Here is a 21198-nt window from a genome sequence, read left to right as displayed (position 1 = left end):
TTGTGCGCTGGGGCCCGCCGGAAAAGCGGGGACGTAGGGTATCGCCATCCACTCGTGTCTCTTGGGCATGTCCGAGGAAATCCGTCCATCCGCTGCATCCGCTCCTGAGACCGACTGGGACGCGATCTCCCGCTCTGTGGCCGGGGAGAGCGATGCCGTCGAGTCGGCCGCCGTCAGCCAGTGGCTGGCCGCGCATCCGGAAGACGCGGCCCTGGTGGCCCTTGTTAAGGCGCGGGCCGATCAGGCCGAGTCCCGATCGGCGGTCTCCGTGGATACGGAGCGCGCGTTGGCAGCCGTGCGAAGCCGGATCACGGCGACGCCGTCGTTGACGGTCACCCGTGGCGGCGCCGTGAAGTCTGCCTCCGCGACCGTGACCCGTCGTTGGCGCGGACCGGCGTTCGCCGCGGCAGCGGTGCTCGCGGTAATGGTCGGCATCGCGCAGTGGCGCGGGGGCAACGCGACGTCGCCGCAGGTGTATGCCACGCAGGTGGGGCAGCGCGACTCGGTGAAGCTGCCCGACGGCAGCACGGTCGTCCTGGCTCCCGGCAGTCGCCTCACGGTCGCCTCGGGATTCAACGCCGGCAATCGCGAGGTCGCGCTGGAAGGCGCCGCGTACTTCGATGTGAAGCACGACGGCGCCCATCCGTTTGTGGTGCATTCTCGCGGTGCGGAAATTCGCGACATCGGCACGGCCTTCTCGGTGAACACCGACGTGAACGGTCGCGTAGCGGTGGCGGTGACGCACGGGATCGTCGCGTTACGTGATACGGCCGCGGGCAGTGCAGCGCCGGTGGAACTGCGCGCGGGTGATCGCGGCGTGCTGCAGGCCGGCTCGGTGGCGGTGGCACGCGGGACGGTCACCGATGAAGACATGGCGTGGACGCGCGGGCAGTTGGCGTATCGGGATGCGCCGCTGGCCGAAGTGCAGGCCGACCTGCGTCGCTGGTACGGAATCGAACTGCAGGTGACGGATGCGGTGCTGGCCCAGCGCACGCTGACCGCGTCGTTCCGCGGCGATTCGGCGGCGCAGGTCGTGCAGGTGATCGCGCTGGCCCTGGGAGCCGATGTGGTACAGCGTGGCGATACGATTCTTCTTCAGCCGCAGGGACCGGGTTCAACGCCGAATCCTTGAACGGGGCGATCGACGCGCATATGTGGCGGTGGCAAGTGGTACGACGCGGAGTGACCGTGGGCGCGATCGCCGTATTGATCGCGCCTCTTGCTGTCGTTCGCGGCGATCGCGCGCCGGTGACGGCGGATCCGGTGTGTACGGTGCGGCTTGGGGCGCAGGACCGCTCGTCGCTGTGGGCGCCGCCGCTCGACCGCATCGTGAATCTGCACGTGCCTGAGGTCTCGATTCGCGAGGCGCTCGACCAGTTGGCTGTGGTCGCGAAAATCGAACTGTCGTACAGCGCGGAGCTGCTGCCCGCGGCCAAGCGCGTGTGCCTTGCGCTCGATCGGGTGCCGGTGGGGGCCGTGCTGGAGTCGCTGCTGTCCGGAACATCACTGCGGTCGATCGTGCTTGGCAGCACGCAGGTCGTCCTCGCGCCATCGCGCGCTGGCGCGGTCGCCGAGGGAGCCGTCACGAATGTGCTCACGCCGTCGGCACGTGTCGTGTCGAGCGCCTCCATGTCGCGACGGGCCAGCGTGCTCGATCGCGTGGTCGTGACGGGATCCCCCGACGGGGCGCCTCAACGTGGGTCGCCCTTCGCGCTCGACGTGATCGATGGGGCGACGCTCGCTCGACATGGTGTAGGCACGCTGGGTGAAGCGCTGGATCTCGCGGTGCCCGGCGTGTGGTCGTGGACCGCCAGCGCCGGCACCTTGTCCGCCCGATACGGCAGCATTCGCGGGGCCAGCTCGTTCGGCGTCAGCGCCATGAAGATCTATCTCGATGGAATCGAGGTGGCCAACCCGCTGCTGGTGACGCAGCTCGATCCCGCGCGGGTGGAGCGCGTGGAAGTGATTCGCGGACCGCAGGGGGCGGCGCTGTACGGCGCCGATGCTATCAGCGGCGTGGTGAATATTCTCACGCGACACGATGGCACGCCCACCGGAGCGCCGGTGGTGCAGCTGTCCACGACGGCCGGGTTGTCGGCCACCGCCTACGCGCCGCGCGACGCCTTCGTGCAGGATCATGCGCTGTCGTTCCGCCGTGGCAGCAGTTCACGCAGCCTTGGGCTTGGTCTCAACATCGGCACCGTCGGGGCGTATGTGCCGGGCGCCTCGGAGCAGCGTTTGTTGGCCGATGCCGATGTGCGCGTGGCGCGCGCGAACGCGGTGTTCACCGGCACCGCGCGCTTTTCCGCGCAGCGCGCGAATGCCAGTACGAGTCTGATTTTTGGTGGGGCCACCTCCCCCGCGTTAGCGGCGAGCCGCACCGCGACCACCACGCCGCTTTGGCCGTCGCGCCTGCGCGCCGCTGTCGGCGGACTCGGGGCGCCGCCGCCGGATTTGTCCGGCTATCGCCCACCGCTGGATACCACGGCGCGTGTGCCACTTACCGGCGATAGCGCGACTGGCCAGTCTTTGTCGCAGTACACCGTGGGCGGTACGATGGCGGTGATGCCCAATCTGCACTGGACGCATACGGTCATCGCCGGCGTCGACGGCTATCGTCTACGTGGACTCTCGTCGGCCTCGTTGCCGACACCGGTGTCGTCGACAAGTGCGCTGGGCGAAGGGATAGGGGCGGCCGATCGGGGGACACTGCGGTTGCGCACCGTGGGCCGTTTCGACGTGGCCGAGGGTGCCTTGCTGGCCGTGACGTTCGCGGCCGAACAGGCGCTCACGCGTGACGTCGCATCGGAGTTGGTCAACGCCCCGGGGTACCGCCCAAATGGTGGCGCGCTCACGCCGGCCGTCTCGTCGTCGCCCGCGTCCTTGCGACTGGCGCAGAGTTGGATCACCAACTCCGGCGTGTCGGCGCAGGCCATGTTGTCGTGGCAGGACCGTTGGTACGTCTCGGCCGGTGGTCGGGCGGAGCGCACAAGCGGCGCCACCGCTGAGGTGCAGCACGCGTGGTTGCCGATGCTTGGCGCGGCGTATGTGCGTGAATACGGACCGGCGGTCGTGAAGCTGCGCGGTGCATTCGGCACGGGCATCCGTCCGGCGCGCACCTTGGCGCGCGGCACGTCGTGGATGGGTCGGGGTGTCGCGTCGGCCACCGACGGACTGCAGCCCGAACGGCAATCTGGTCTCGAGGCCGGTGCCGATGTGGTGTTCGCCCACGGCATCTCGTTGCACGTCACGCGGTTCGATCAGGAAGCCTCCGGTCTGATCCAACCGGTCGGCTCGATGAGTACGTCGGTCGGCGCGAACGGCCGCATCATGCGCAACCTCTCGTACACGCTGCAAAACGTCGGCGCGATTGCGAATCGTGGATGGGAACTGCAGGCTACGGCACGTCGCAGCATTCTGCAGCTGGTCGGCACGCTGTCTCTGGTGGATAGTCGCGTGGCACGCACCGCAACCGGGTACCGCGGTGAGTTGCGCGTGGGCGATCGCATGCTCGATGTCCCGGCGTCTACCGTGAGTCTGTCGGCCACGTGGGCGGCGCGTCGCTGGAGCCTCAGTTCGACAGCCACTCGCGCTGCCGACTGGATCGGCTACGATCGCACGGCGATCGGCGAAGCCGTCGCCAACACGGCGCACGAGTACGACTTCGGTGGTCCCCTGCTGCGCCGCTACTGGCTGCACTACGGCGGCGTGACGCGCTGGCGGGCCAACGCGAGCTACCGGATTCGCGGCGATCTGTCGCTGCTCCTTGGCGGTGAGAATCTGCTGAACGTGCAGCGCGGTGCGCCGGACAATGCGACGGTCACCGCCGGCCGCACCTTGAGCTTCGGACTTCGATCGACGTTTTAATCGCGTGGCGGTTGCTGGACACGAAGAAGCGCCCCAGGCTGCGAGCCCTCGGGCGCTTCTTCGTGGTGCGGCCGCGTTACTGACGCGTCACAGCCGCAGACGAACGGTCAAGCGGCCGCAGGTGACGATCAGAACACGACCGTGACATCGGGCGAGCAGATGGTGGTGCCGGCATTGCACACCTTGTAGACCCAGGTGCCCTTAGGGCGCTTGGCGTCGTTGTGCGAGCCGTCGTTCGCCGTCGTCAGGAAACGGACCGCGTTGCGGTAGAGGTCGACGTTGGTCGTCGTCGCGCCGCTCCAGGCCATCCGCGCGGTGTTCTGGGTCTTCGTAATCTGCTTCATGACCGAGAGCGCGATCACCGGCGTCGGCGTCGGTGTGACCGTGGTGGTGTCGGGCGGCGGCGTCACAACGGTGTCGGTCGGCGGCGTCACTGATGCCGCGAACATGTTGGTGAGCAACACATTCGGCGAACCGGTGCCGGGGCCGACCACGATGTTGGCGGTGCCACCGGTCAGCATGGCGCTGCGGACCTGAGCCGGCGAGTACGTGGGGTAGCTGCCGAGGATCAGGGCGGCCACGCCGGCCACGTGCGGCGACGCCATCGACGTGCCACTCAGGCTGGCGTACGCGCTGGTCGAGCCGATGTACGAGGAATAGATGCCACTGCCGGGAGCGAAGATGTCGAGGCAGCTGCCGTAGTTGGAATAACTCGCCCGGTAGTCGTTCGACTCCGTGGCGCCGACGGTCAGGGCGTTCGGCGTGCTGGCCGGCGACGTGCTGCAGGCGTCGGCGCCGCTGTTGCCGGCGGCCACCGCGAACGTCACACCGGCGGCGATCGCCTTGGTGACGGCATCATTGACGGAGGCGCTGTAACCGCCGCCGAGGCTCATGTTCGCGGCCATCGGGATCGACTTGTTGGCCGTCTTCTGGCCCGTCACCCAGTCGATGCCGGCGATGACGCCGCTCCACGAGCCGCTGCCGCTGCAATCAAGCACGCGAACCGGCACCACGTTGACGCCGCGCGCCACACCGGTCGTGTTGCCACCGATCGTGCCGGCGACATGCGTGCCGTGTCCGTTGCAGTCTTCCGGGTTGTTGTCGCCGAATGCCGAGAAGCCGGCCAGTGCACGGCCGGCGAACTGCTCATGCGAGGTCAGGATGCCGGTGTCGACGATGTAGACGCGGACGCCCGCGCCGTTGCCGGCGAAGCTGTACGAGCCGTCGAGGGGCAGGGGGCGCTGGTCGAGCCGATCGAGGCCCCACGACGCCGCCGCGACGGTTTCGGTGATGAACACCTTGCCGTCCTGTTCGACGCGGAGAATGCCGTCGGCCGCTTCCAGGCGCTTGGCGGCGGCCGGCGTGAGGGTGGCCGAGAAGCCCTTGAGCGCGAACTTGTACTCACGCTTGAGCTTTCCGTTCTGCTGCGCGAGCAGCGCCCGGGCCCGACCGGTGGGGTCGGTCTCGGTCGCAGCGAAGGTCACGATGTAATCGATTTGCGTACTGTCGTCGTCGGCAGCGCTGGAGGAAGCGGCGGCAGCCAGGCGAGCGGCTGCGGGCACGGCGGGACTCGTCACATCAGTGGTATCGGAGCAGGCGGCCAGAGACACGGCGGCGAGCAGCACAGAACCAGTGGAGACGCGCGAAAGGAGTGACATCGATGGGTAGGTTCAAAAAGGTAGGACCGCCCTCGGCGCCTCGTGCGTCGTGCAGTCGAGCTAGTGACGGATGACCCCGCTCGATCGGCACAACGTAAATCGCAGTTCGTGTGACACACGTCCCATTCTGTGACGGTCTTCATCGTCTCGACACGAAACGCGGGCTGCCGCGAGCGTTTTTGGCCCGAACTGGACGTTTTTGTGACAGCGCCTTCATCCTCGCGCTTCGCGGATTTCGGCGGCATCTTCTCGCATGGACCGCCGACTCTTCGTTTCCGCCGTGGCCGGGGCGACCGCCCTGCCCAGCCTCGCCGCCGCGTTCTCGCCGCGATTTTCGCCGCACGCGATCCGGCGCCTGCTTGATGCCGCCGACGTCGCGAAGGATCGCGGCGTCGCGTTGCTCGACCCGGCTGCCCCCGCCTGGCGCGGTGACGCGGCCCAGGCGGACGCGTTTGCCGCCGACGAGGATTTCTGGGAGCCGATCCAACGCGCCTTTGACCTCGATCGCACGTGGATCAACCTGAACAACGGCGGCTGCTCACCGGCCCCATCGCACGTGATGGCGCAGCTCGAGCGCGACCTGCGCTTCTCGAACGAGCTCCCCGTCATCCAGATGTGGCAGACCCTGGAGCCGCGCGTCGAGATCGTGCGCCGCGAACTCGCGCTGGAGTTCGGCTGCGAGACCAATGAGATGGCGATCACGCGGAATGCATCGGAATCGCTCGAGACACTGATTTTCGGCATCGACCTCAAGCGCGGCGATGAAGTAGTGGTGAGCAATCAGAACTATGGGCGCATGCTCAACGCGTGGAAGCAGCGCGTGCGCCGCGATGGCATCGTGGTGAAGGAAGTGTCTTTTCCCGTGCCGTGCACCGAGCCGCAAAAGATCGTGGATGCGTTCGCCGCGGCTATTACGTCACGCACGCGGGTCATGGAAATCACGCACATCACCAACCTGACCGGTCAGATTCTGCCGGTGAAGGAGTTGATCGCGATGGCGCGCGCGAAGGGCGTGGTCACGTTCGTGGACGGCGCGCACGCGTTCGCGCAGTTCCCGTTCACGCGCGATGAACTCGACGTGGACTACTATGGTACGAGCCTGCACAAATGGCTGCTGGCACCGATCGGCACCGGCTTCCTGTATGTGCGCAAGGACAAGATCGAGTCGATGTGGCCGCTGATGGCGGGCAACCCGGGGCAGGAAGCCGACATTCGTAAGTACGAGGAGATCGGCACCCATCCGGCGGCGAATCACAACGCGATTTCGGTGTCGCTGACGTTTCATCGCGCAATTGGCGCCGCGCGCAAGCAGGCGCGTCTCAAGTTCCTGCGCGACCGCTGGGCGAAGCGACTGCTGGCCGAGGGCAAGGGGCGGGTGAAGGTGCTCACGCCGCTCGATTCCACGTGGGGTGGCGGTATCGGGTTCTTCAACGTCGACGGGCTCGATCCCGTGAAGCTCGGCAGCTGGTTGGTGTCGCCGCACCGTGTGGCGCAGACGCCGATCGTGCACGCGGAATTCAGCGGGATCCGAATCACGCCCAACGTGTACACGACGTTGGATGAGATCGACCGATTTTCCGAGCTCGTGCTCAAGGCGATGCGAAACGGTGTTGCCTGATGTCTCCTTTCCGAGTGTGCTGATGTGTCCTGTCTCTGCTGTTTCCCTCGCTGCCGCGTCGCTCGCGGTGTGCGCGGCGATCGTGCCCGATGTGGTGCTGGCGCAACCGTTCGAAGGCGCGGTGACGATGCGCATGACCGGTAAGGGCGCCGGTGGTGTGCAGCAGCAGGAGATGGAGTATCTCGTGCGCAACGGGAAGGTGCGCGTGTCGATGGGCGGGCCCGGCGGCGCGATGGCGCTGATCTCGGTGCCGCAGGAGCAGAAAGTGTACGTGCTGATGGCGGCCCAGAACGCGTACATGGAGATGCCGCTCGCTGACGCTGCATCGAGCGTCGCGGCGAAGACCCCGGCCGATGCGAAGATCACGCGCACCGGGCGCATGGAAACGGTGGCCGGCTATGCCTGCGAGCACGTGCTGGTGGCGAGCGCGACGCAGACGGTGGACGTCTGCATGGCGAAGGGACTCGGCGGCTACGTGAATCCCTTGGCGTCGATGCAGCGAAGCAGCGAGCCGGTGTGGCAGAAGATGCTGACGGCCGATGGTGGCTTCCCGCTCAAGGTCACGATGCCCGACGGGAGCGTCCCGATCGAAGTCGTCAAGATCGAGAAGAAGAAGCTGGCGATCGACCTCTTTTCGGTGCCGCTCAACTACACCAAGATGGAGATGCCGCGGCGTCGGTGAGGCCGTGGCACCGTGGCAGATTGACACGACGGGACGGAGCTGAAACCTCCGTCCCGTCGTCGCGTTAGAGAGGAGAGAGGGTAGCGGCAGCACGACGCCCAGGGCTGTGTGACGCGCTCCGTCCCCGAATACTCAGGAGGTTTCCGTGTTCTTTCTTATCTCGTTTGCGATCGCCAGCATCCTGGCCATCGTGCTCCATGGCACCACGCGTCGTTTCGTGCGCAACCGGCTTCGCTACGTCGACTCCGTGCAGAAGGGCCTCGCGCCATGGGCTGCCGGTGGCGCCGCGTTTCTGTTGGGCGCGGTCCTGGTCCCCTTCCTTCCGCTCGTGGGGCTCGGCACGGCGCTGACCGCCGGCCTGGCGGTGGGCTCGGGCGTCGCCGCTGGCGCCCGTGACATCAAGCAGGGCACCTCGCCCATCGTTTACGGCCCGTGATCGCCTGAAGGCAGCACGAGGGGGCCGCAGCGGGCCCCCAGGCGATACAATTGGTGCATGTCAGAACTTTCATTGAACCGGCAGTACCCGTCGCTCCCCTGGATCGCGCCGTTCGCGGTGTTCATGATCCTGTTGGCGGTCGGTCCCTCGCTTCCGATTCCGCAGCCGTGGGAATCCATTCTCCGCGTCGGCGTACTGATCGCGGTGATGCTCACGATTTCGAAGGACGTGGTGCTGTCGCTTCGTGTGCGCCACGTGGTGCCGAGCGTGCTGCTCGGGCTGGCGGTGTGCGCCATGTGGGTGGCGCCCGATCAGCTGTTTCCGGGATGGCGCGGGCACTGGCTCTTCCAAAACAGCATCACCGGCACGGTGAAGACGACGATCGCGCCGGCGGAGCTGGCCGATCCGCTGGTCGTGATGCTGAGGGTGGTCCGCGCGGCGCTGTTGGTGCCGATTCTCGAAGAGCTCTTCTGGCGAGGCTGGCTGCCGCGCTGGATCGTGAACAACGACTGGCAGAAGGTGCCTTTGGGCACGTTCAACGTGTTGGCCTTCGTGGCCACCGCGATGCTATTTGCCAGCGAGCACGGCCCGTTCTGGGAAGTCGGGCTGCTCTGCGGTTTCATCTACAACTGGTGGATGTGGAAGACGAAGTCGCTGGGGGACCTCGTACTGGTCCACGCCGTCACGAATGCAGCGCTGTCGGGCTTCGTGATGGTGACGAAGCAGTACGCTTACTGGATGTAAGGCTCCGGATGCTCGACCTCGCGGACGAGCATCGCCTTCGGGCCGCCGAAGTCCAGCAGGAGTATGTCGCCGACACCGTGCTCGATACGGACGCTCATGCTGTGCGGCGCGGCGGGATTGTCGGTGTGCAGCATCTCCCCGTCCACGCGATACACGAGATCGAGACTCTGGTCTTGTCCGCCCACGTCGACGTGATAGCGAAGCACGCCGTCCAGCAGAAACTCCATGCGCACACCCGGGGCGAAGTCGAGTGACGCGTCGGCGCGCATGAGGCGCCAGATGCCCAACAACCAGTTCGTGCTCATCGCCATACTATACACGATGTCATTCTCGCTGCGCAGGGTCTCGAAGGTCGCACGTCGGTGGGTGCCGGCGGTGCTGTTCGCTGCCGCGCCCGTTGCTGCGCCCGTTGCTGCGCAATCGGCGGCCGTCCCGCCGCCGACCCGTGTGCCGACCCGTGTGCCGATCGACCATTCGGCGTTCGACGGCCTGCTGCGCGCGCACGTCACCGACGGTCTCGTGGACTACGACGCCTTCCGCGACGCGGCCGCGTTTCGCCGGTATCTCACCTCGCTCGAACGGGTGTCGCTGGCCGGCGCCGACGACGAGGAGCAACTGGCGTTCTGGATCAACGCGTACAACGCGTACACCATCCAGCTGATCGTCGCGCACGGAGAGCGGGAAAGCATCCGCAACATCGACCGGACGCTTGGCGTGCTGCGACTCAAAGGGCCGTGGAGCGAGCCGATCGTGCGCGCGGCGGGACGCACGCTGTCGCTCGACGAAGTCGAGCACCGGATCATCCGCAAGGATTTCAAGGATCCCCGCATCCACTTCGCGCTGGTGTCGGCGGCGAAGGGGAGCCCGCCCTTGCGGTCGGAGGCATACACCGGCGCCGAGCTCGATCGTCAGCTGTTCGATCAGGGCCGGCGGTTCCTGAAGGACACCACCCGGAACCAGATCGAAACGCCGTTTCCACGACTCAGTCCCATCTTCACGTACTACCGGTCCGATTTCGGCAACTCACGGTCGGATCTGGGAGCCTATCTCGCCACGTGGTTCGACGGCGAGACCAAGAAGACGCTCGAATCCGGCCGTTTCGGGATGCGGGAAATCCCGTTTGACTGGTCGCTGAACGCGAAGGCTGTTACGCGAAGGTAGGCTGCGGCGTCGGAATGCACATGCCCTTTTTCCGGAGCCGCCCATGCATCGACCCGTTCCCCCGCATCTCACGCGCGCCCGTTCGATCCGTTTCGACATGCAGTCGCTCGCCCAGGGCGGTCTCGCGTTCCTGATTGCCTACGCGGTCGCGTACGCCTTCAACGCGTTCTGAGCACGCTGCGCTGGCATGCCCACGGCGGCCCGGCTTAACGCCAGGCCGCCGTTGCCATTCCTGCCGCATCGCGGTGGAACGGCACCCACACCAGCGCCACCAACTGCACGTGCACGTCGCCGCTCTTGGCCTTGATGGGGATCGCCTCGAGCGCGTCCTGCTGCGCGTCGTAGGTCGCCCCCAACGCGTCGATGTCCTGCTGGAGCGCCGCTTCCAGGTCGGTGTATTGCAGTTGCAGCGCCTGCACACTCTCGCTGGCGCGTGTCACGTCGCCCTGCTGCTGCGCGGCGCGTCCGGCGCCGCGCGCGGCCGTGCCGACTTTGCTGATGGCGCCGGCGGAAACCTTGCCGCGTCCGAAGATCGCGCCGAGGATGGCGCCACCGACGGAAATCGCGGTATCCATCTTGGCCTGCGATGCCTGGGCCTGCTCGCGCTGCACGGCCTGTTCGGCGCGACGCAGCCGCTCCTGCAAGGACGCGAGCTTGGTGGCGTACTTGCCGCGCAGCGTCTCGATCTGATTGTCGCGCGCTTCCCGCGCCATCAGCTGTAGACGAATGCGGAAATCCCGCTCCGACTCGCCCGGGTTGGAGGTCTGCTTGAAGGCGGCGCTGCGCAGGAGCGAGACCGCCTCGTTGGTGACGATCCACTTCTGAAACGCCTTGCTCCAGGCGGGATAACTTTTCGCGTTGGTCGCGGCCTTGGGCAGTGCGCCATAGGCGGCCCCGTTGGTCGGTCCGCGCTCGAGCGCCGATGGATCGAGGTCGAGGCGCTCCGCGTTGTCCCATTCGAGCGTGATCGGACCGTCGTCCATCGTGCCCAATAGCGCGACGCGACGTTGCTCGGTCACGCCGTACTTCGCACTGACGAACGACACGTCGGCCACGCCGAGCACCGCCGGGTGGTACGTGATCGAGCCGCCGTTCGAGTGCACGGGAAGGAAGTACTGCGGCACATCCGCGGCCAACACGGGAGCCTGCGCCGATGCTGACGGGTCGAGCGCCGACATACTGCCGCTGCCACTCGCACTCGGCGCGGCGCTGGCGGGCTGCGCGGCGGTACCGGCGGCGGTGGTCGTGCGCGCGCTGAGTGCCTTGATCTGCTCGCGCGTCATCGGACCAGCGAGATACGACATGGTCCATCGTGTCTCGAACGTGATCGGCGCCGACTCGTGCACGCTGTGCATGAGAAACACACGTTTGCCCAGACCGGCAATCGTCTGCTCCATCGCGGCTTTATCGAACGGCTGTCCACCCGATGCGCCTTCGAGTCCTTCCATCACGCGCATCTTGTCGCGTTCGGTTTGCAGCCGACCGATGAACCACGTACCGGTGTTCGACAGTCCGCGATAGTCGAGGTCCACCGGATTCTGCGTGGCCAATACGACGCCGAGTCCATACGCGCGGGCCTGCTTGAGCAGCGTGAGCAGCAGCACCTTCGACGGCGGATTCGCAACGGGCGGCATGTAGCCGAACAGCTCGTCGATATAGAGAATCGCGCGCAGTGAGCCGGTGCCCGGCTGGGTGCGTACCCACGCCAGAATGTCGGCCAGCAGCAGCGTCATGAAGAACATGCGCTCAGCATCGCCGAGATGCGCGATGGAGACGATCGAACCCTTGGGCTTTCCGCTCGGGTCGTACAACAGCGTTGCCGTGTCGAGCGGCTCGCCCTGCATCCACGTCTGGAATCCTGGCGCCGCCAGCAGGTTGTTGAGCTTCATCGCCAGGTCGGTGCGATCCTTCGGCGGGAACACCGTGTCGAGTGGCATCACGCCGACGGTCGTGAACGGCGGCGACTGAATGCCGCCGATCAATCCGGCGAGATCGAGATCACGTCCGTCACTCCATGCGGCGTGCAACAGATTCGCGAGCAGGATGTGTTCACGGCTCGAGATCGGATCGCCGTCGATGCCGAGCAAGGCGAGCACGCTCGTGGCGGTGGCGTCGACGCGCTCCTGCATCGCTTCGGTGTCGTCGCGAATGACCGGCGGTGGTGCGACGAACGCCTTGAGCAGCGACAGCGGCCGTCCGGCGGTGCTGCCTGGCGTGTAGATGGTAACGTCGGCGGCGTCGACGAGACGCTGAATCCGCGCGCCGTCTTCACCCCAGCCGGCGAGTCCGTCCTTCCAGAGCGCGGCCTGCTTTTCGGCGAACGCATCGGCGGACAGTCCGGCATTCGCCGCCTGTTGGGGATCGACCCACGGACGGAAGTCGGCGGGCGCGAGCGACGGGAAGCGCAGCGCGAGATTGCCAAGATCGCCTTTGGGGTCGATCGCGATCACGGGGATGCGATCGATCAGCGCTTCCTCGATGATACCGACGCCGAGACCGGTTTTCCCACTGCCCGTCATGCCGATGATCACGGCATGCGTGGTGAGATCCTTCGCGTCGTACAACACGAAGTCGTCCTGCCGCGCGCGGGCGGCGAGGTCGTAGCGCTTACCGAGGTAGAAGGCGCCCAGCGTCTCGAAGTCGGTCATGGTCAGCGGTCGGTGCGAGGGGCCGTGTAGGTCGTGGACACGCGGGCGAAGATCTCGCGCTCATGCTTGCGCATGTTCTCGATTTCGTAGGGCTGCACTGTCTTCTTTACGAAATCCACCTGCTTGGTGGCAGAATCGACCTTGTCGCCGGTGAGATAGATGTTCAGGAGCGAGTGCAGCGTCTTCGGCGTACTGTTGCTCGACGCGGCAGTGAGCGCGCGATGCTCGAAGAGGCGTGTCGGTGTGAAGTCGGCGCTGTAGAAGTACGCGCGCTCGGAGCGCGTACGGTCGGCGAGCATCATCTGCTCTTCGATGACGACGAGCTTGCCATTCACGTACTCCGCCAAATAACCGGATTCAGCGGTGACGCTGTCCGACCAGATGCCTTGCACCTTCATGGTGTCGGTCGCGGACGCGGTGGACGACGCGGCGGTGCTCTCCACGGCGGGGGCCGACTTACTCTCGCCGCAGGCGGTGAGCGTGGCGGTGAGCGACGCAACAAGCAGGAATGTCGAGCGAGTCATATGAGACCGGGTTCGGGATCAGTGGGCAGCACGAGAGGCGCCCGTCCCGCAATCTCACACCGGCGTGAGCTCTGACGCGAGTCGCAAGGCGGGGCGGGCGAGCAGACGTTCGACATCGCCGGACGCGTCCACCCGGCGCTGCAGATCGCGCACGACCTCGAGTTGTTCGGTGAGGCTCCCCGGCAACGAACGTCCGGTCTCGATGCGGAGCAGGTCGAGTCGGATGGCCTCGAGGGCGGCGATGGTGGCGCCCAGGCGCCCGTGAACGGCTTCGCGCTCGCGATCGAGGGCTTCGGTGGCCTGCCGCTCCTCGCGTGGCATCTCGGGCCGCGTAGCGGCGCGCCGGAGTCGTTGTTCTCCCGAGATCTCGAGCGCGCGGCGACGTAGGATGATGGCATCCTGCGCCAAGGCCGCGGCCGCGGCGGGAAGGGCCTGCAGATCCCGACGGGCGGCCTCCGGCAGGCGCGCGAAGATCTCATCGGCGGCCTGGCCGAGCAGAATCTCGGTGGGTGCGTCGGCCGGTACCGGCCGCCAGGCGTTGACTGCGGTCTTTCCGCCGAGCCAGCCCACGAGGCGCGTGGCGAGCGGCTTCCGCAGGAAGCTGTAGCACCAGGCGCTGAAGCCACCGGTCTGGCGCGAGGCCGCGAGACTGCGTTTGATCATGATGGGTGGCAACAGCCACGTGATCAGACTGAGGAGGGTTTCGAGTCCAGACGGCAGCGACCACTGATCCACGTGCCCCTGAGCGATGGCGAGCAGGAAGGCGGAGCCGAGGACGGCCGCACTGCGCAGCGGCCCCATGGGATGGCGTAGCGCCGACGGTCCCGGGGCGAGGGCGTCGGCCACATCCTGCGGGGAGACGCCGTGGGTGAGGGCGCGTCGGGCGGCCAGAAGGGTCTCGCCACCGCGCAACGCGATGCCAGCGGCGGCCAGCATCGAGACGCCCTGCAGCATGCCCACAAGGAGTCCGCGCCCAAGTGACCCCGCCCGTTCTCCGATGACCAAAAAGAACCCGGCGAAGGCGATCGCGATTGCCCATTCCACGAGCGTCATGGTGCCCGACGCGCCGAGTCGAACTTCGCGGGCCTCGGCGGGCAGTTCGCCACCCTCCGGGGTGCGCTCGATGGCGGCGACGAAACGAGCGGCCGTATCGAACCGATCGGCCACGCTGGTCGCGAGGCACTGATCGATCGCGTCCGCCAGTGACTCGGGGAGTTGTGGCGCGAGCGTGCGCACCGACGGGGCGCGGGCGACCGACTGCTGGGCCAGAATGGCGAACGCGCTGTGGCCGTCGTACGGATATCGACCGGCGGCCGCGAGATAGAGCGTCACACCCAGTGCGTACAGGTCGGCGCGTCCATCGAGGCTCTCACCGAGCGCCTGTTCGGGGGCCATGAATCGCGCGGTCCCGGCCACTTCACCCGACGACTGTACGCCGACCATCGCCGGCGCCGACGAGTCGTCGTGAAAGGCGATGCCGAAATCCGCGATGAGGGCACGATCGGTGCCGTGCTCGAGGAGGATGTTTTCGGGCTTCACATCCCGGTGCACGACCCCGCGCTCGTGCGCGTACGACAACGCCCAGCCAATCTCACGACCGATGCGGCGAATGCTCTCGCCCGGAAGGCGTCCGACCCGGCGCAGGCGATCGGCCAACGTCTCGCCTGGCACGTACGCCATGACGAACCACGCCAGATCGCCCGACTCTTCGACCCCGTGAATGGGGACGATGTTCGGGTGAAAGCACTGGGCGGCGATGCGCGCTTCACGCAGGAACCGGCGCCGTACGTCGTCGCGCGCGGCGATGGCCGGCGCCAGCAGTTTGATCGCGACCGGACGTTCGAGAATCACGTCGCGCGCCAGATAGACAATGCCCATCCCCCCGCGTCCGATCTCACTCTCGAGCGAGAAGCGGCCAGCGAGGGCGGTCTGCAGCGCGACGAACGCCGGATCAGGAGCAGTACTCATGTGGCACCCTACGGCGTCAGAACTCGCGGCGCTTCATCTCCTTGAAAATTCCTTCGGCTTCGGAGCCTTCGAGGGGTTCGCTCTTGCCGCGGGTGGCCTCGAGTGTGGGGTCGAACAGGCTGCGGGAGGGCTTCTTCTGCTGCGACGCCTTGGCGGCCGTCTTCTTGAGCAACGCCTTGAGCTGCGAATCCTTCATGAGCACTCCGGTTGGGGGCTCCTTGATGTTGCCGGTATCGAAGTCCCCTGTAAAGGCCGATGGACAAGACGGAGGTGACGGTGTTGGCGGACTCGACGCGATCAGTGCGCGGCGGGGGGCAAGCCGAGCAAGGCGCGTATGGCGTCGATCACCGCGCGACCGGCGGCCTTGTACGGCGTCATGGCTTCGAAGTGACCGTCGCCAACGATGGTGAGGACGCGTGCCTTGTCGCCGCGCGCCGTGGCGGCGGTCGCGAAGGCCTCACGTACGGCAATGGGCGCGATAAAATCGCGATCGCCGGCGATGTGCACGGAGGGCACGCCCAGCGGCAGCCGCTCGATCGGCGACGCGTCGCGAAGGCGCGCCGGCACGCTATCCGGAACGCCACCGAGCAGCGATTCCACGGCGGGATTGCCGCATGTGTTCCGCTCGCGGCCGTAGAACTCGCGCAGATCCGCGATGCCGCCTACGGAGACGACACCACGCACGGACATCGGTGTACCGCCGAAGAGCGGACTGGCGCGGTCGAGCGAATGACGCGACGCGAGCCAGAGCGCGAGGTGGCCGCCGGCGGAATGGCCGGCGAGCACCAGGCGGGTCGTGTCGATGGGATAGAGCTTGGCCAGTGTACGGACGTAGTCGGCCCCGTCGGCGACATCCCGAAACGTGCCGGTCCAGCCGCCCCCCGGATTGTTGTAACGCCGGTACTCGACGTTCCAGGTGGCCACCCCGGACTGCGCGAGGGCGTCGGCCAGCGGCGCGCTATTCCGAACCGAGGCATACGGCGAGTACCAGCAGCCGCCATGAATGATGATGGCGATCGGTGCCCGATTGCTGTTCGTCGCGCCGTTGGGGAGCCGGAGTTCACCGAACTGCAACGAGTCGCGCCCGTAGGCGATGCGCACACCTGCATCACGGAGTGGCACCGTGTCCACATCGCCGGCCCGCATGAGGCGCGGGGCGGGACTCGCCGGCGCGACGCTCTGCGCGGTCGCCGTCACCGGGGCGATGGACGCCGGCGCCGTGAGGATCAGCGCGATGGCTGCAGGCAGCAATGCGGTGCGCCGTGGTGTCTGAGGGCGCGCGGGAATTGGCATGGCGTGAAGCTGGGGCTCCGGGCGTCAGGCGTCCAGCCGGAGCGTCTGGAGCGCTGAATGCCCGGGAAAAAATTCTGTTGACAACTCCCCAAGGTCGACCCTACCGTGTGGGGCATTCGAAACACGATAGCCGCGCCACGGCGCGGGAAACGCGCAGCAGGCGACTTCGGGGACCTGGCGACATGCGGGTCCCTTTTTGTATACACGGCGGTCTCGAGTTTGGATGCTGAGCTGATGGCGCACGGCATCGGCGACCCACGCGGGGGTCTGGTCCGCGAATCACACGAGTGCTCGGTGCGTACGGCAGGGCCGGACTCCGAACACACAGCAACGGGAGCAGTGCCATGCGTACGACCGGCAAGGTGAAGTGGTTCAATGACGCCAAGGGCTTTGGATTCATCACGCCCGACGACGGCTCGAAGGATTGCTTCGTTCACCACTCGGCGATTCAGGGCGGCGGATTTCGCACCTTGGCTGAGGGCGAGCGTGTCGAATTCGACATCGTGCAGGGCCAGAAGGGTCCGGCGGCCGAGCAGGTCGTGAAGGTTCACTAAGACGGCGCTGGTCGTCATGCATCGCACGAGGGGCCACCAGCGTCGCGCTGGTGGCCCCTCGTGTATCGTGGCGCGACGGATGCCGTCAGTGCGGCCCGATGCGCAACGACCGCATGGCGAGCTGAATTTCCCGCAAGAAGCTCACGAGGCCGGCAATGAGCGCCGCCATCGACAGGACAAAGCAGGTGGCCACCACGCGCGAAATGTCCGCCGTGAAGAACGCGCTGATGAACAGAATGGCGATCATCAGGCAGACCAGCAGGGCGGCGATCGTACACAGGCTGATCGCGTGATTGATGTGCCGGGCGCGCCGGGCCAGCATGTTCAGGTCGGAGCCCATCACATGCTTGTGCTCGCCCGTGACATCGATGAGTCTGTCTTCGAGGGCTCGCGCGCGGTCGATGATACGGCCGAGGCGATTCGTGAGCACGCCGAGCAGCGAGCCGATACCGGTGAGCATGAAGACCGGTGCGATCGCCAGTTGAATGACGTGGGCGATGGCGGAAATTCGGACGTCTGGCTGCATACAGCAAAGATGACACCGGGGAGGCTCCTGCGGGATCGCCGATGCGTCCGCAGATTATCCGAGCGACCCGACCGCGCGTCGCCACTCTTCTTCATCCCACCCGCCATGCAGACGGACCGATCGGATTGTGCGATATGCGGGAAGGCCCTACCTGCGTGGCGCGCCGCCGCGTCGGTGGTGTGCGAATCGCCGATCTGTGCCTTTCGCTTCGCGGCTATCCCCGCGCACGAGAAGTGTCTGATTTGCACACGGCCGGTACCACCACTGCTGCGGGCGGCGCGGCACTGTGGCGGCGCGCGATGCCGGCACGTGTTGTTGGTGGAGCGTCCCACGGCCGCCCTGCGCGAGGCGCGGGCGACCATTCTCGCGACGGCGCCCGCGTATCAGGAGCAGGCGGCGGCCGCGCAGGGGCTGACCGCCGCAGCAGGCCGGAGCTATGCATTGTCGGTGATACCGAAGAATCCGGACCGCGTGACGCGTTTGCCGGCGCGTCGCCGCCGCGAATTCGAAGTGCACCTGCGGAAAAAGCTCGCGGGTGCCCGACAGCGGTTGTCCGTGGGGGCCGCGCCCTCGCTGGCCGCTGTCGCACCGCCGGAGGAGGAGCCGCTCACGCCGCGGCGTCGAGCCGAACTGGCGATTTTGGGAGCCGGATGTGGCGCCTGTCGCGGCAACTGCTGCCGCGGTGGTGGTGATCACGCGTATCACGGCGAGGACTCCATGGCGCGGTATCTGCTTCGACACCCCGGTCGCGAGGACGATGCGGTGATCGCCGACTATCTCGGTCATGTCCCCTCTCGCACGATGTCTTCGGGATGCATCTACCAGCAGGCCGGTGGGTGCGCCCTCCCGCGCGACATGCGGGCAGACATCTGCAATCAGTTCTACTGCGACGGACTGAACGAGATTCGATTCCTGTACGGCGATGGTCGTCCGGTGCGCGCATTCTTCGTGCACTATGACGGGACGATGCTGCACGGCGGACAGTTCGTGGAAATTCCCGAAGTCGCCGACTGAGCAAAGGCGCGCAGTCGGCGACTTCGGTGTGTCTTACTTGATCTCGCCGTTGCCGCGGTAGTAATCGCCCAAAAGGTGTTCGGCGAAGTACTCCATCAGCATGCGCTGGTTGTACGGGCCCGTGCCGCGGTAGCCGTGCGGTTCACCCGGGTAGATGAAGAAGTCGAAGCGCTTGTTGGCCTTGATCAGCGCGTTCGCCAGGCGGATCGTGCCGCCCGGGTGCACGTTGTTGTCGAGATCACCGGTGGCGAGGGCGAGGTTGCCCTTGAGGTTGCCGGCGAGTTCATCGTTGGTGGGCACGCGGATATCGAACTTGATCTTGTCGGCGTTCGTGGAATCCTGCACCACTTCCTTGGCAGCAGCGTTCGCGCCAGGTCCGCCACGACGCGCCGCGCCGGTACCACCGGCACGCACCGCACCGGCGGCGCTGTCGGCCTTGGCGATGACCTTCACGCCGTGGTTCCACTCGCTCCAGTTCTGGTTGTAGATGTTGTTGTCGTGATTGCCCGATTCCGACCAGCCCACCTTGAAGAATTCGTTGTACGGCGGAAGGAGCAGGGCGGCGGCGGTCATGAAGCCACCACCGGAGTGGCCGAAAATGCCGACCTTGTCGAGATCGATGAACGTGTGGCGCGCACCGAGCTGCTCGATCGCGTACTTCTTATCGGCCAGCGCATAGTCGCGCATGTTGCCGTAGCCGTAGCGATGATATGCGAGCGAGCGGAGCGGGCTGCCGCCGCGATGTCCGACTTCGATCACGATGAAGCCGAGCTGCGCGAGCTGCATGAGCGGGCCGCGCACGCTGAAGCCCGTGGTCGTACCTTCGGTCTGCGGGCCCGGATACACGTACGTGATGATCGGATACTTCTTCGTGCTGTCGAAGTCGAACGGCTTCCACATGTTGCCGAAGATGCGCGTCACCCCATCGGCCGCGAGCACCTCGAATGTCTCCGCATACTTCCAGCCCGCTGCCTTGAGCGCGGACAGGTCGGCTTCCTCGAGATCCATCACCGGGCGTCCGGTCAAACCGTCGCGCAGGATGACACGCGGCACCGTGTCGACACGCGACGCCATGTCGACGATGTAGTTGCGATTCTTCGACGGCAGTGAGTTGTGGTTGAAGTTGCCGCCGTCGAGCAGCGCGATGCTGCCGTCGTACAGGCCGACGCGATAGAGGTGCTGGTTGTACAGATTCTCGCCCTTCTCGCGCCCTTCGCCGCGAATCCATGCGATGCCGCGGATGCTGTCCACGGCCATGACGGCATCGGCACGCCATTCACCAGGCGTGAGCAGCCGCTTCAGCTTTCCATCGTTGCTGTACAGATAGTAGTGGCCCCACCCGTCGCGCTCCGAGAACCAGATGAAGTCGCCGCCTTCCTTCACGTAAATCGGCGCCTGGATCTCGAGCGAACCGAAGTCGCCCTTGGTATCGCTCACGAGGGTCTTGCTCGCGCCGGTGGCGATGTTGAGCTCCACGAACTCCACGTTGCGCTGCAACCGGTCGCGGCGCACGAAGCGCAGCATGTCGCCCTTCTTGCCAACGAAGTAGCCCTGACCCGCGCCCGGGCCGCCGGGCCCACCGGCACCTGCACCGCGTCCACCACCGGTGATTACGCCAACCTGCGGTGTGGCTACCAAACGCTGGTCGCGCCACTTGTCGATCGGCGCCTTCTTCGCCGTCTTGTCGCCGCGCAGGAATGTCCAGAGTTCCGGCTTCGGAATGCTGTCTTCGCCGGGCATCGGATACGAGTACGACATGAGCGTCGGGCGCGGGTCCGTGAGCGAACGCACCAGGTACATCTCCTTCACACCGCGATTGTCCGTGCGCGTGATGTGAAATGCCTTCGAATCGCTCGACCAGGTCACCGCAGCGCGTGACGGCCGATTCGCGGCCGCGCCGGCAAGCTGCGCGTCGTCCTGCTGCTGCTGCTGTTGCAGCTGCGTCGTGTCCTGCTGTCCGAAGCCGCCACGTCCACCCCCGCTCGGAAAGCCACCTCCAGGGCCGAAGCCGCTGCCAGGAGCACCGGGGCCGGCACCAGCAGGGGGCGTCACCAGGGTAGCACCACGCTCGGAGGCCGGAGCGTCAGGCGGCGGCGTTACCAAGGTGGCTCCACGCTCCGAAGGCGGGGGCTGGGTAGCTGGCGCCACCACGGGGACAGGCGGTTCAGGAGCGTTCTGTCCCTACACAAAAAGGGGAGAAGCAAAAAGGCAAAGGACGAGGGCAAAAAAGCTGCGATGCATGAACTGGGTCGGGAAAATCGTGGTGAAATGCTGAACAGACGTGGCGCGGTTTTAACGACCGCCTTTGTCTTCCTTCTCAATCTTTTCAAAGATGGTCCGCACAGCGTTGCGGCGGTCCTCTTCAGGCGCGTTACGGAACTTTTCATCACTGAACTTCTCCCGCAGCGCCTCGCGGAACTTGTCGCGCGACTTTTCAGACAGAGACTCATATTTTTTGCGGTCCTCCTCGCTCGGGCCCCGGTTGCTGCGGCGGAATCGGTCATC

20 protein-coding genes are annotated in these 21198 nt (G+C 66.3%); 10 read left to right on the top strand and 10 right to left on the bottom strand.

Going from position 1 to position 21198, the window contains the following annotated elements; genetic code table 11:
- The first annotated feature begins 67 nt into the window (after nucleotides 1–67).
- On the top strand, nucleotides 68–1132 hold the full coding sequence (locus RMP10_RS05960) for a FecR domain-containing protein (RefSeq protein ID WP_310569458.1): 1065 nt from the start codon (nucleotides 68–70) through the stop codon (nucleotides 1130–1132).
- A gap of 56 nt (nucleotides 1133–1188) precedes the next feature.
- On the top strand, nucleotides 1189–3867 hold the full coding sequence (locus RMP10_RS05955; RefSeq protein ID WP_310569457.1) for a TonB-dependent receptor: 2679 nt from the start codon (nucleotides 1189–1191) through the stop codon (nucleotides 3865–3867).
- A 128-nt stretch (nucleotides 3868–3995) separates the two neighbouring features.
- On the opposite strand, the gene RMP10_RS05950 is transcribed toward RMP10_RS05955, so the two are convergent.
- Entirely contained in the window at nucleotides 3996–5525 is a 1530-nt protein-coding gene (locus tag RMP10_RS05950; RefSeq protein ID WP_310569456.1) for a S8 family peptidase, read from the bottom strand.
- Between the two features lie 253 nt (nucleotides 5526–5778).
- On the opposite strand from RMP10_RS05950, the gene RMP10_RS05945 reads away from it, so the two are divergent.
- From RMP10_RS05945 to RMP10_RS05930, 4 genes are all read left to right on the top strand, one after another.
- Nucleotides 5779–7143, top strand: coding sequence for an aminotransferase class V-fold PLP-dependent enzyme (locus tag RMP10_RS05945; protein ID WP_310569455.1), 1365 nt, complete (start codon nucleotides 5779–5781; stop codon nucleotides 7141–7143).
- Nucleotides 7144–7165: 22 nt separating this feature from the next.
- Nucleotides 7166–7825, top strand: a complete 660-nt coding sequence (locus tag RMP10_RS05940; protein ID WP_310569454.1) for a DUF4412 domain-containing protein — start codon at nucleotides 7166–7168, stop codon at nucleotides 7823–7825.
- Between the two features lie 145 nt (nucleotides 7826–7970).
- The gene (locus RMP10_RS05935; protein ID WP_310569453.1) at nucleotides 7971–8261 is read left to right on the top strand and encodes a hypothetical protein; all 291 of its coding nucleotides are present in this window, start codon (nucleotides 7971–7973) and stop codon (nucleotides 8259–8261) included.
- 57 nt (nucleotides 8262–8318) lie between these two features.
- On the top strand, nucleotides 8319–9005 hold the full coding sequence (locus tag RMP10_RS05930; protein ID WP_310569452.1) for a CAAX prenyl protease-related protein: 687 nt from the start codon (nucleotides 8319–8321) through the stop codon (nucleotides 9003–9005).
- On the opposite strand, the gene RMP10_RS05925 is transcribed toward RMP10_RS05930, so the two are convergent.
- On the bottom strand, nucleotides 8993–9310 hold the full coding sequence (locus RMP10_RS05925) for a hypothetical protein (protein ID WP_310569451.1): 318 nt from the start codon (nucleotides 9308–9310) through the stop codon (nucleotides 8993–8995). The genes RMP10_RS05930 and RMP10_RS05925 overlap by 13 nt on opposite strands.
- Here RMP10_RS05925 and RMP10_RS05920 point away from each other — a divergent pair.
- Together RMP10_RS05920 and RMP10_RS05915 are read left to right on the top strand one after the other, a co-directional pair.
- Entirely contained in the window at nucleotides 9285–10166 is an 882-nt protein-coding gene (locus tag RMP10_RS05920) for a DUF547 domain-containing protein (protein ID WP_310569450.1), read from the top strand. The genes RMP10_RS05925 and RMP10_RS05920 overlap by 26 nt on opposite strands.
- A 43-nt stretch (nucleotides 10167–10209) precedes the next feature.
- Nucleotides 10210–10338 carry a hypothetical protein gene (locus RMP10_RS05915; RefSeq protein WP_309669244.1) on the top strand — a complete coding sequence of 43 codons (129 nt, stop codon included), beginning with the start codon at nucleotides 10210–10212 and terminating at the stop codon, nucleotides 10336–10338.
- A gap of 34 nt (nucleotides 10339–10372) precedes the next feature.
- Here RMP10_RS05915 and RMP10_RS05910 read toward each other — a convergent pair whose 3' ends face one another.
- From RMP10_RS05910 to RMP10_RS05890, 5 genes are all read right to left on the bottom strand, one after another.
- Nucleotides 10373–12814, bottom strand: a complete 2442-nt coding sequence (locus RMP10_RS05910; protein ID WP_310569449.1) for a DUF87 domain-containing protein — start codon at nucleotides 12812–12814, stop codon at nucleotides 10373–10375.
- Between the two features lie 2 nt (nucleotides 12815–12816).
- Complete coding sequence (locus RMP10_RS05905) at nucleotides 12817–13338, bottom strand: hypothetical protein (protein ID WP_310569448.1); 522 nt, start codon at nucleotides 13336–13338, stop codon at nucleotides 12817–12819.
- A gap of 54 nt (nucleotides 13339–13392) precedes the next feature.
- Nucleotides 13393–15306: a serine/threonine-protein kinase gene (locus tag RMP10_RS05900; RefSeq protein ID WP_310569447.1), complete on the bottom strand. Its 1914-nt coding sequence runs from the start codon at nucleotides 15304–15306 to the stop codon at nucleotides 13393–13395.
- Nucleotides 15307–15322: 16 nt separating this feature from the next.
- Entirely contained in the window at nucleotides 15323–15502 is a 180-nt protein-coding gene (locus RMP10_RS05895) for a hypothetical protein (RefSeq protein ID WP_171223446.1), read from the bottom strand.
- Between the two features lie 101 nt (nucleotides 15503–15603).
- A complete protein-coding gene (locus RMP10_RS05890) occupies nucleotides 15604–16599 on the bottom strand; it encodes an alpha/beta hydrolase (RefSeq protein WP_310569446.1) in 996 nt (331 codons plus the stop codon).
- Between the two features lie 344 nt (nucleotides 16600–16943).
- Here RMP10_RS05890 and RMP10_RS05885 point away from each other — a divergent pair, with 344 nt between their 5' ends.
- Nucleotides 16944–17153: a cold-shock protein gene (locus RMP10_RS05885; RefSeq protein ID WP_171223449.1), complete on the top strand. Its 210-nt coding sequence runs from the start codon at nucleotides 16944–16946 to the stop codon at nucleotides 17151–17153.
- Between the two features lie 85 nt (nucleotides 17154–17238).
- Here the strand turns inward: RMP10_RS05885 and RMP10_RS05880 are convergent, their stop codons facing one another.
- A complete protein-coding gene (locus RMP10_RS05880) occupies nucleotides 17239–17679 on the bottom strand; it encodes a DUF2721 domain-containing protein (RefSeq protein WP_309669249.1) in 441 nt (146 codons plus the stop codon).
- Between the two features lie 318 nt (nucleotides 17680–17997).
- On the opposite strand from RMP10_RS05880, the gene RMP10_RS05875 reads away from it, so the two are divergent.
- On the top strand, nucleotides 17998–18693 hold the full coding sequence (locus tag RMP10_RS05875; protein WP_310569445.1) for a hypothetical protein: 696 nt from the start codon (nucleotides 17998–18000) through the stop codon (nucleotides 18691–18693).
- Between the two features lie 33 nt (nucleotides 18694–18726).
- Here RMP10_RS05875 and RMP10_RS05870 read toward each other — a convergent pair whose 3' ends face one another.
- On the bottom strand, nucleotides 18727–20745 hold the full coding sequence (locus tag RMP10_RS05870; RefSeq protein WP_310569444.1) for a prolyl oligopeptidase family serine peptidase: 2019 nt from the start codon (nucleotides 20743–20745) through the stop codon (nucleotides 18727–18729).
- Nucleotides 20746–20985: 240 nt separating this feature from the next.
- The coding region (locus RMP10_RS05865; RefSeq protein ID WP_310569443.1) for a hypothetical protein at nucleotides 20986–21198 on the bottom strand (213 nt) is incomplete at its 5' end.

It is taken from the genome of Gemmatimonas sp. (genome assembly GCF_031426495.1).
Lineage (GTDB): Bacteria > Gemmatimonadota > Gemmatimonadetes > Gemmatimonadales > Gemmatimonadaceae > Gemmatimonas.
The sequence above is the reverse complement of the archived record's forward strand: the minus strand, read 5'-3'. Positions and strand labels throughout refer to the sequence as shown.

Bases quoted from the DNA above. Each gene is read 5' to 3' on its own strand.
- RMP10_RS05960 (WP_310569458.1), top strand. From the start codon at position 68: ATGTCCGAGGAAATCCGTCCATCCGCTGCATCCGCTCCTGAGACCGAC.
- RMP10_RS05950 (WP_310569456.1), bottom strand. From the start codon at position 5,525: ATGTCACTCCTTTCGCGCGTCTCCACTGGTTCTGTGCTGCTCGCCGCC.
- RMP10_RS05945 (WP_310569455.1), top strand. From the start codon at position 5,779: ATGGACCGCCGACTCTTCGTTTCCGCCGTGGCCGGGGCGACCGCCCTG.
- RMP10_RS05940 (WP_310569454.1), top strand. From the start codon at position 7,166: ATGTGTCCTGTCTCTGCTGTTTCCCTCGCTGCCGCGTCGCTCGCGGTG.
- RMP10_RS05930 (WP_310569452.1), top strand. From the start codon at position 8,319: ATGTCAGAACTTTCATTGAACCGGCAGTACCCGTCGCTCCCCTGGATC.
- RMP10_RS05920 (WP_310569450.1), top strand. From the start codon at position 9,285: ATGCCCAACAACCAGTTCGTGCTCATCGCCATACTATACACGATGTCA.
- RMP10_RS05925 (WP_310569451.1), bottom strand. From the start codon at position 9,310: ATGAGCACGAACTGGTTGTTGGGCATCTGGCGCCTCATGCGCGCCGAC.
- RMP10_RS05915 (WP_309669244.1), top strand. From the start codon at position 10,210: ATGCATCGACCCGTTCCCCCGCATCTCACGCGCGCCCGTTCGATCCGT.
- RMP10_RS05910 (WP_310569449.1), bottom strand. From the start codon at position 12,814: ATGACCGACTTCGAGACGCTGGGCGCCTTCTACCTCGGTAAGCGCTAC.
- RMP10_RS05905 (WP_310569448.1), bottom strand. From the start codon at position 13,338: ATGACTCGCTCGACATTCCTGCTTGTTGCGTCGCTCACCGCCACGCTC.
- RMP10_RS05900 (WP_310569447.1), bottom strand. From the start codon at position 15,306: ATGAGTACTGCTCCTGATCCGGCGTTCGTCGCGCTGCAGACCGCCCTC.
- RMP10_RS05895 (WP_171223446.1), bottom strand. From the start codon at position 15,502: ATGAAGGATTCGCAGCTCAAGGCGTTGCTCAAGAAGACGGCCGCCAAG.
- RMP10_RS05890 (WP_310569446.1), bottom strand. From the start codon at position 16,599: ATGCCAATTCCCGCGCGCCCTCAGACACCACGGCGCACCGCATTGCTG.
- RMP10_RS05885 (WP_171223449.1), top strand. From the start codon at position 16,944: ATGCGTACGACCGGCAAGGTGAAGTGGTTCAATGACGCCAAGGGCTTT.
- RMP10_RS05880 (WP_309669249.1), bottom strand. From the start codon at position 17,679: ATGCAGCCAGACGTCCGAATTTCCGCCATCGCCCACGTCATTCAACTG.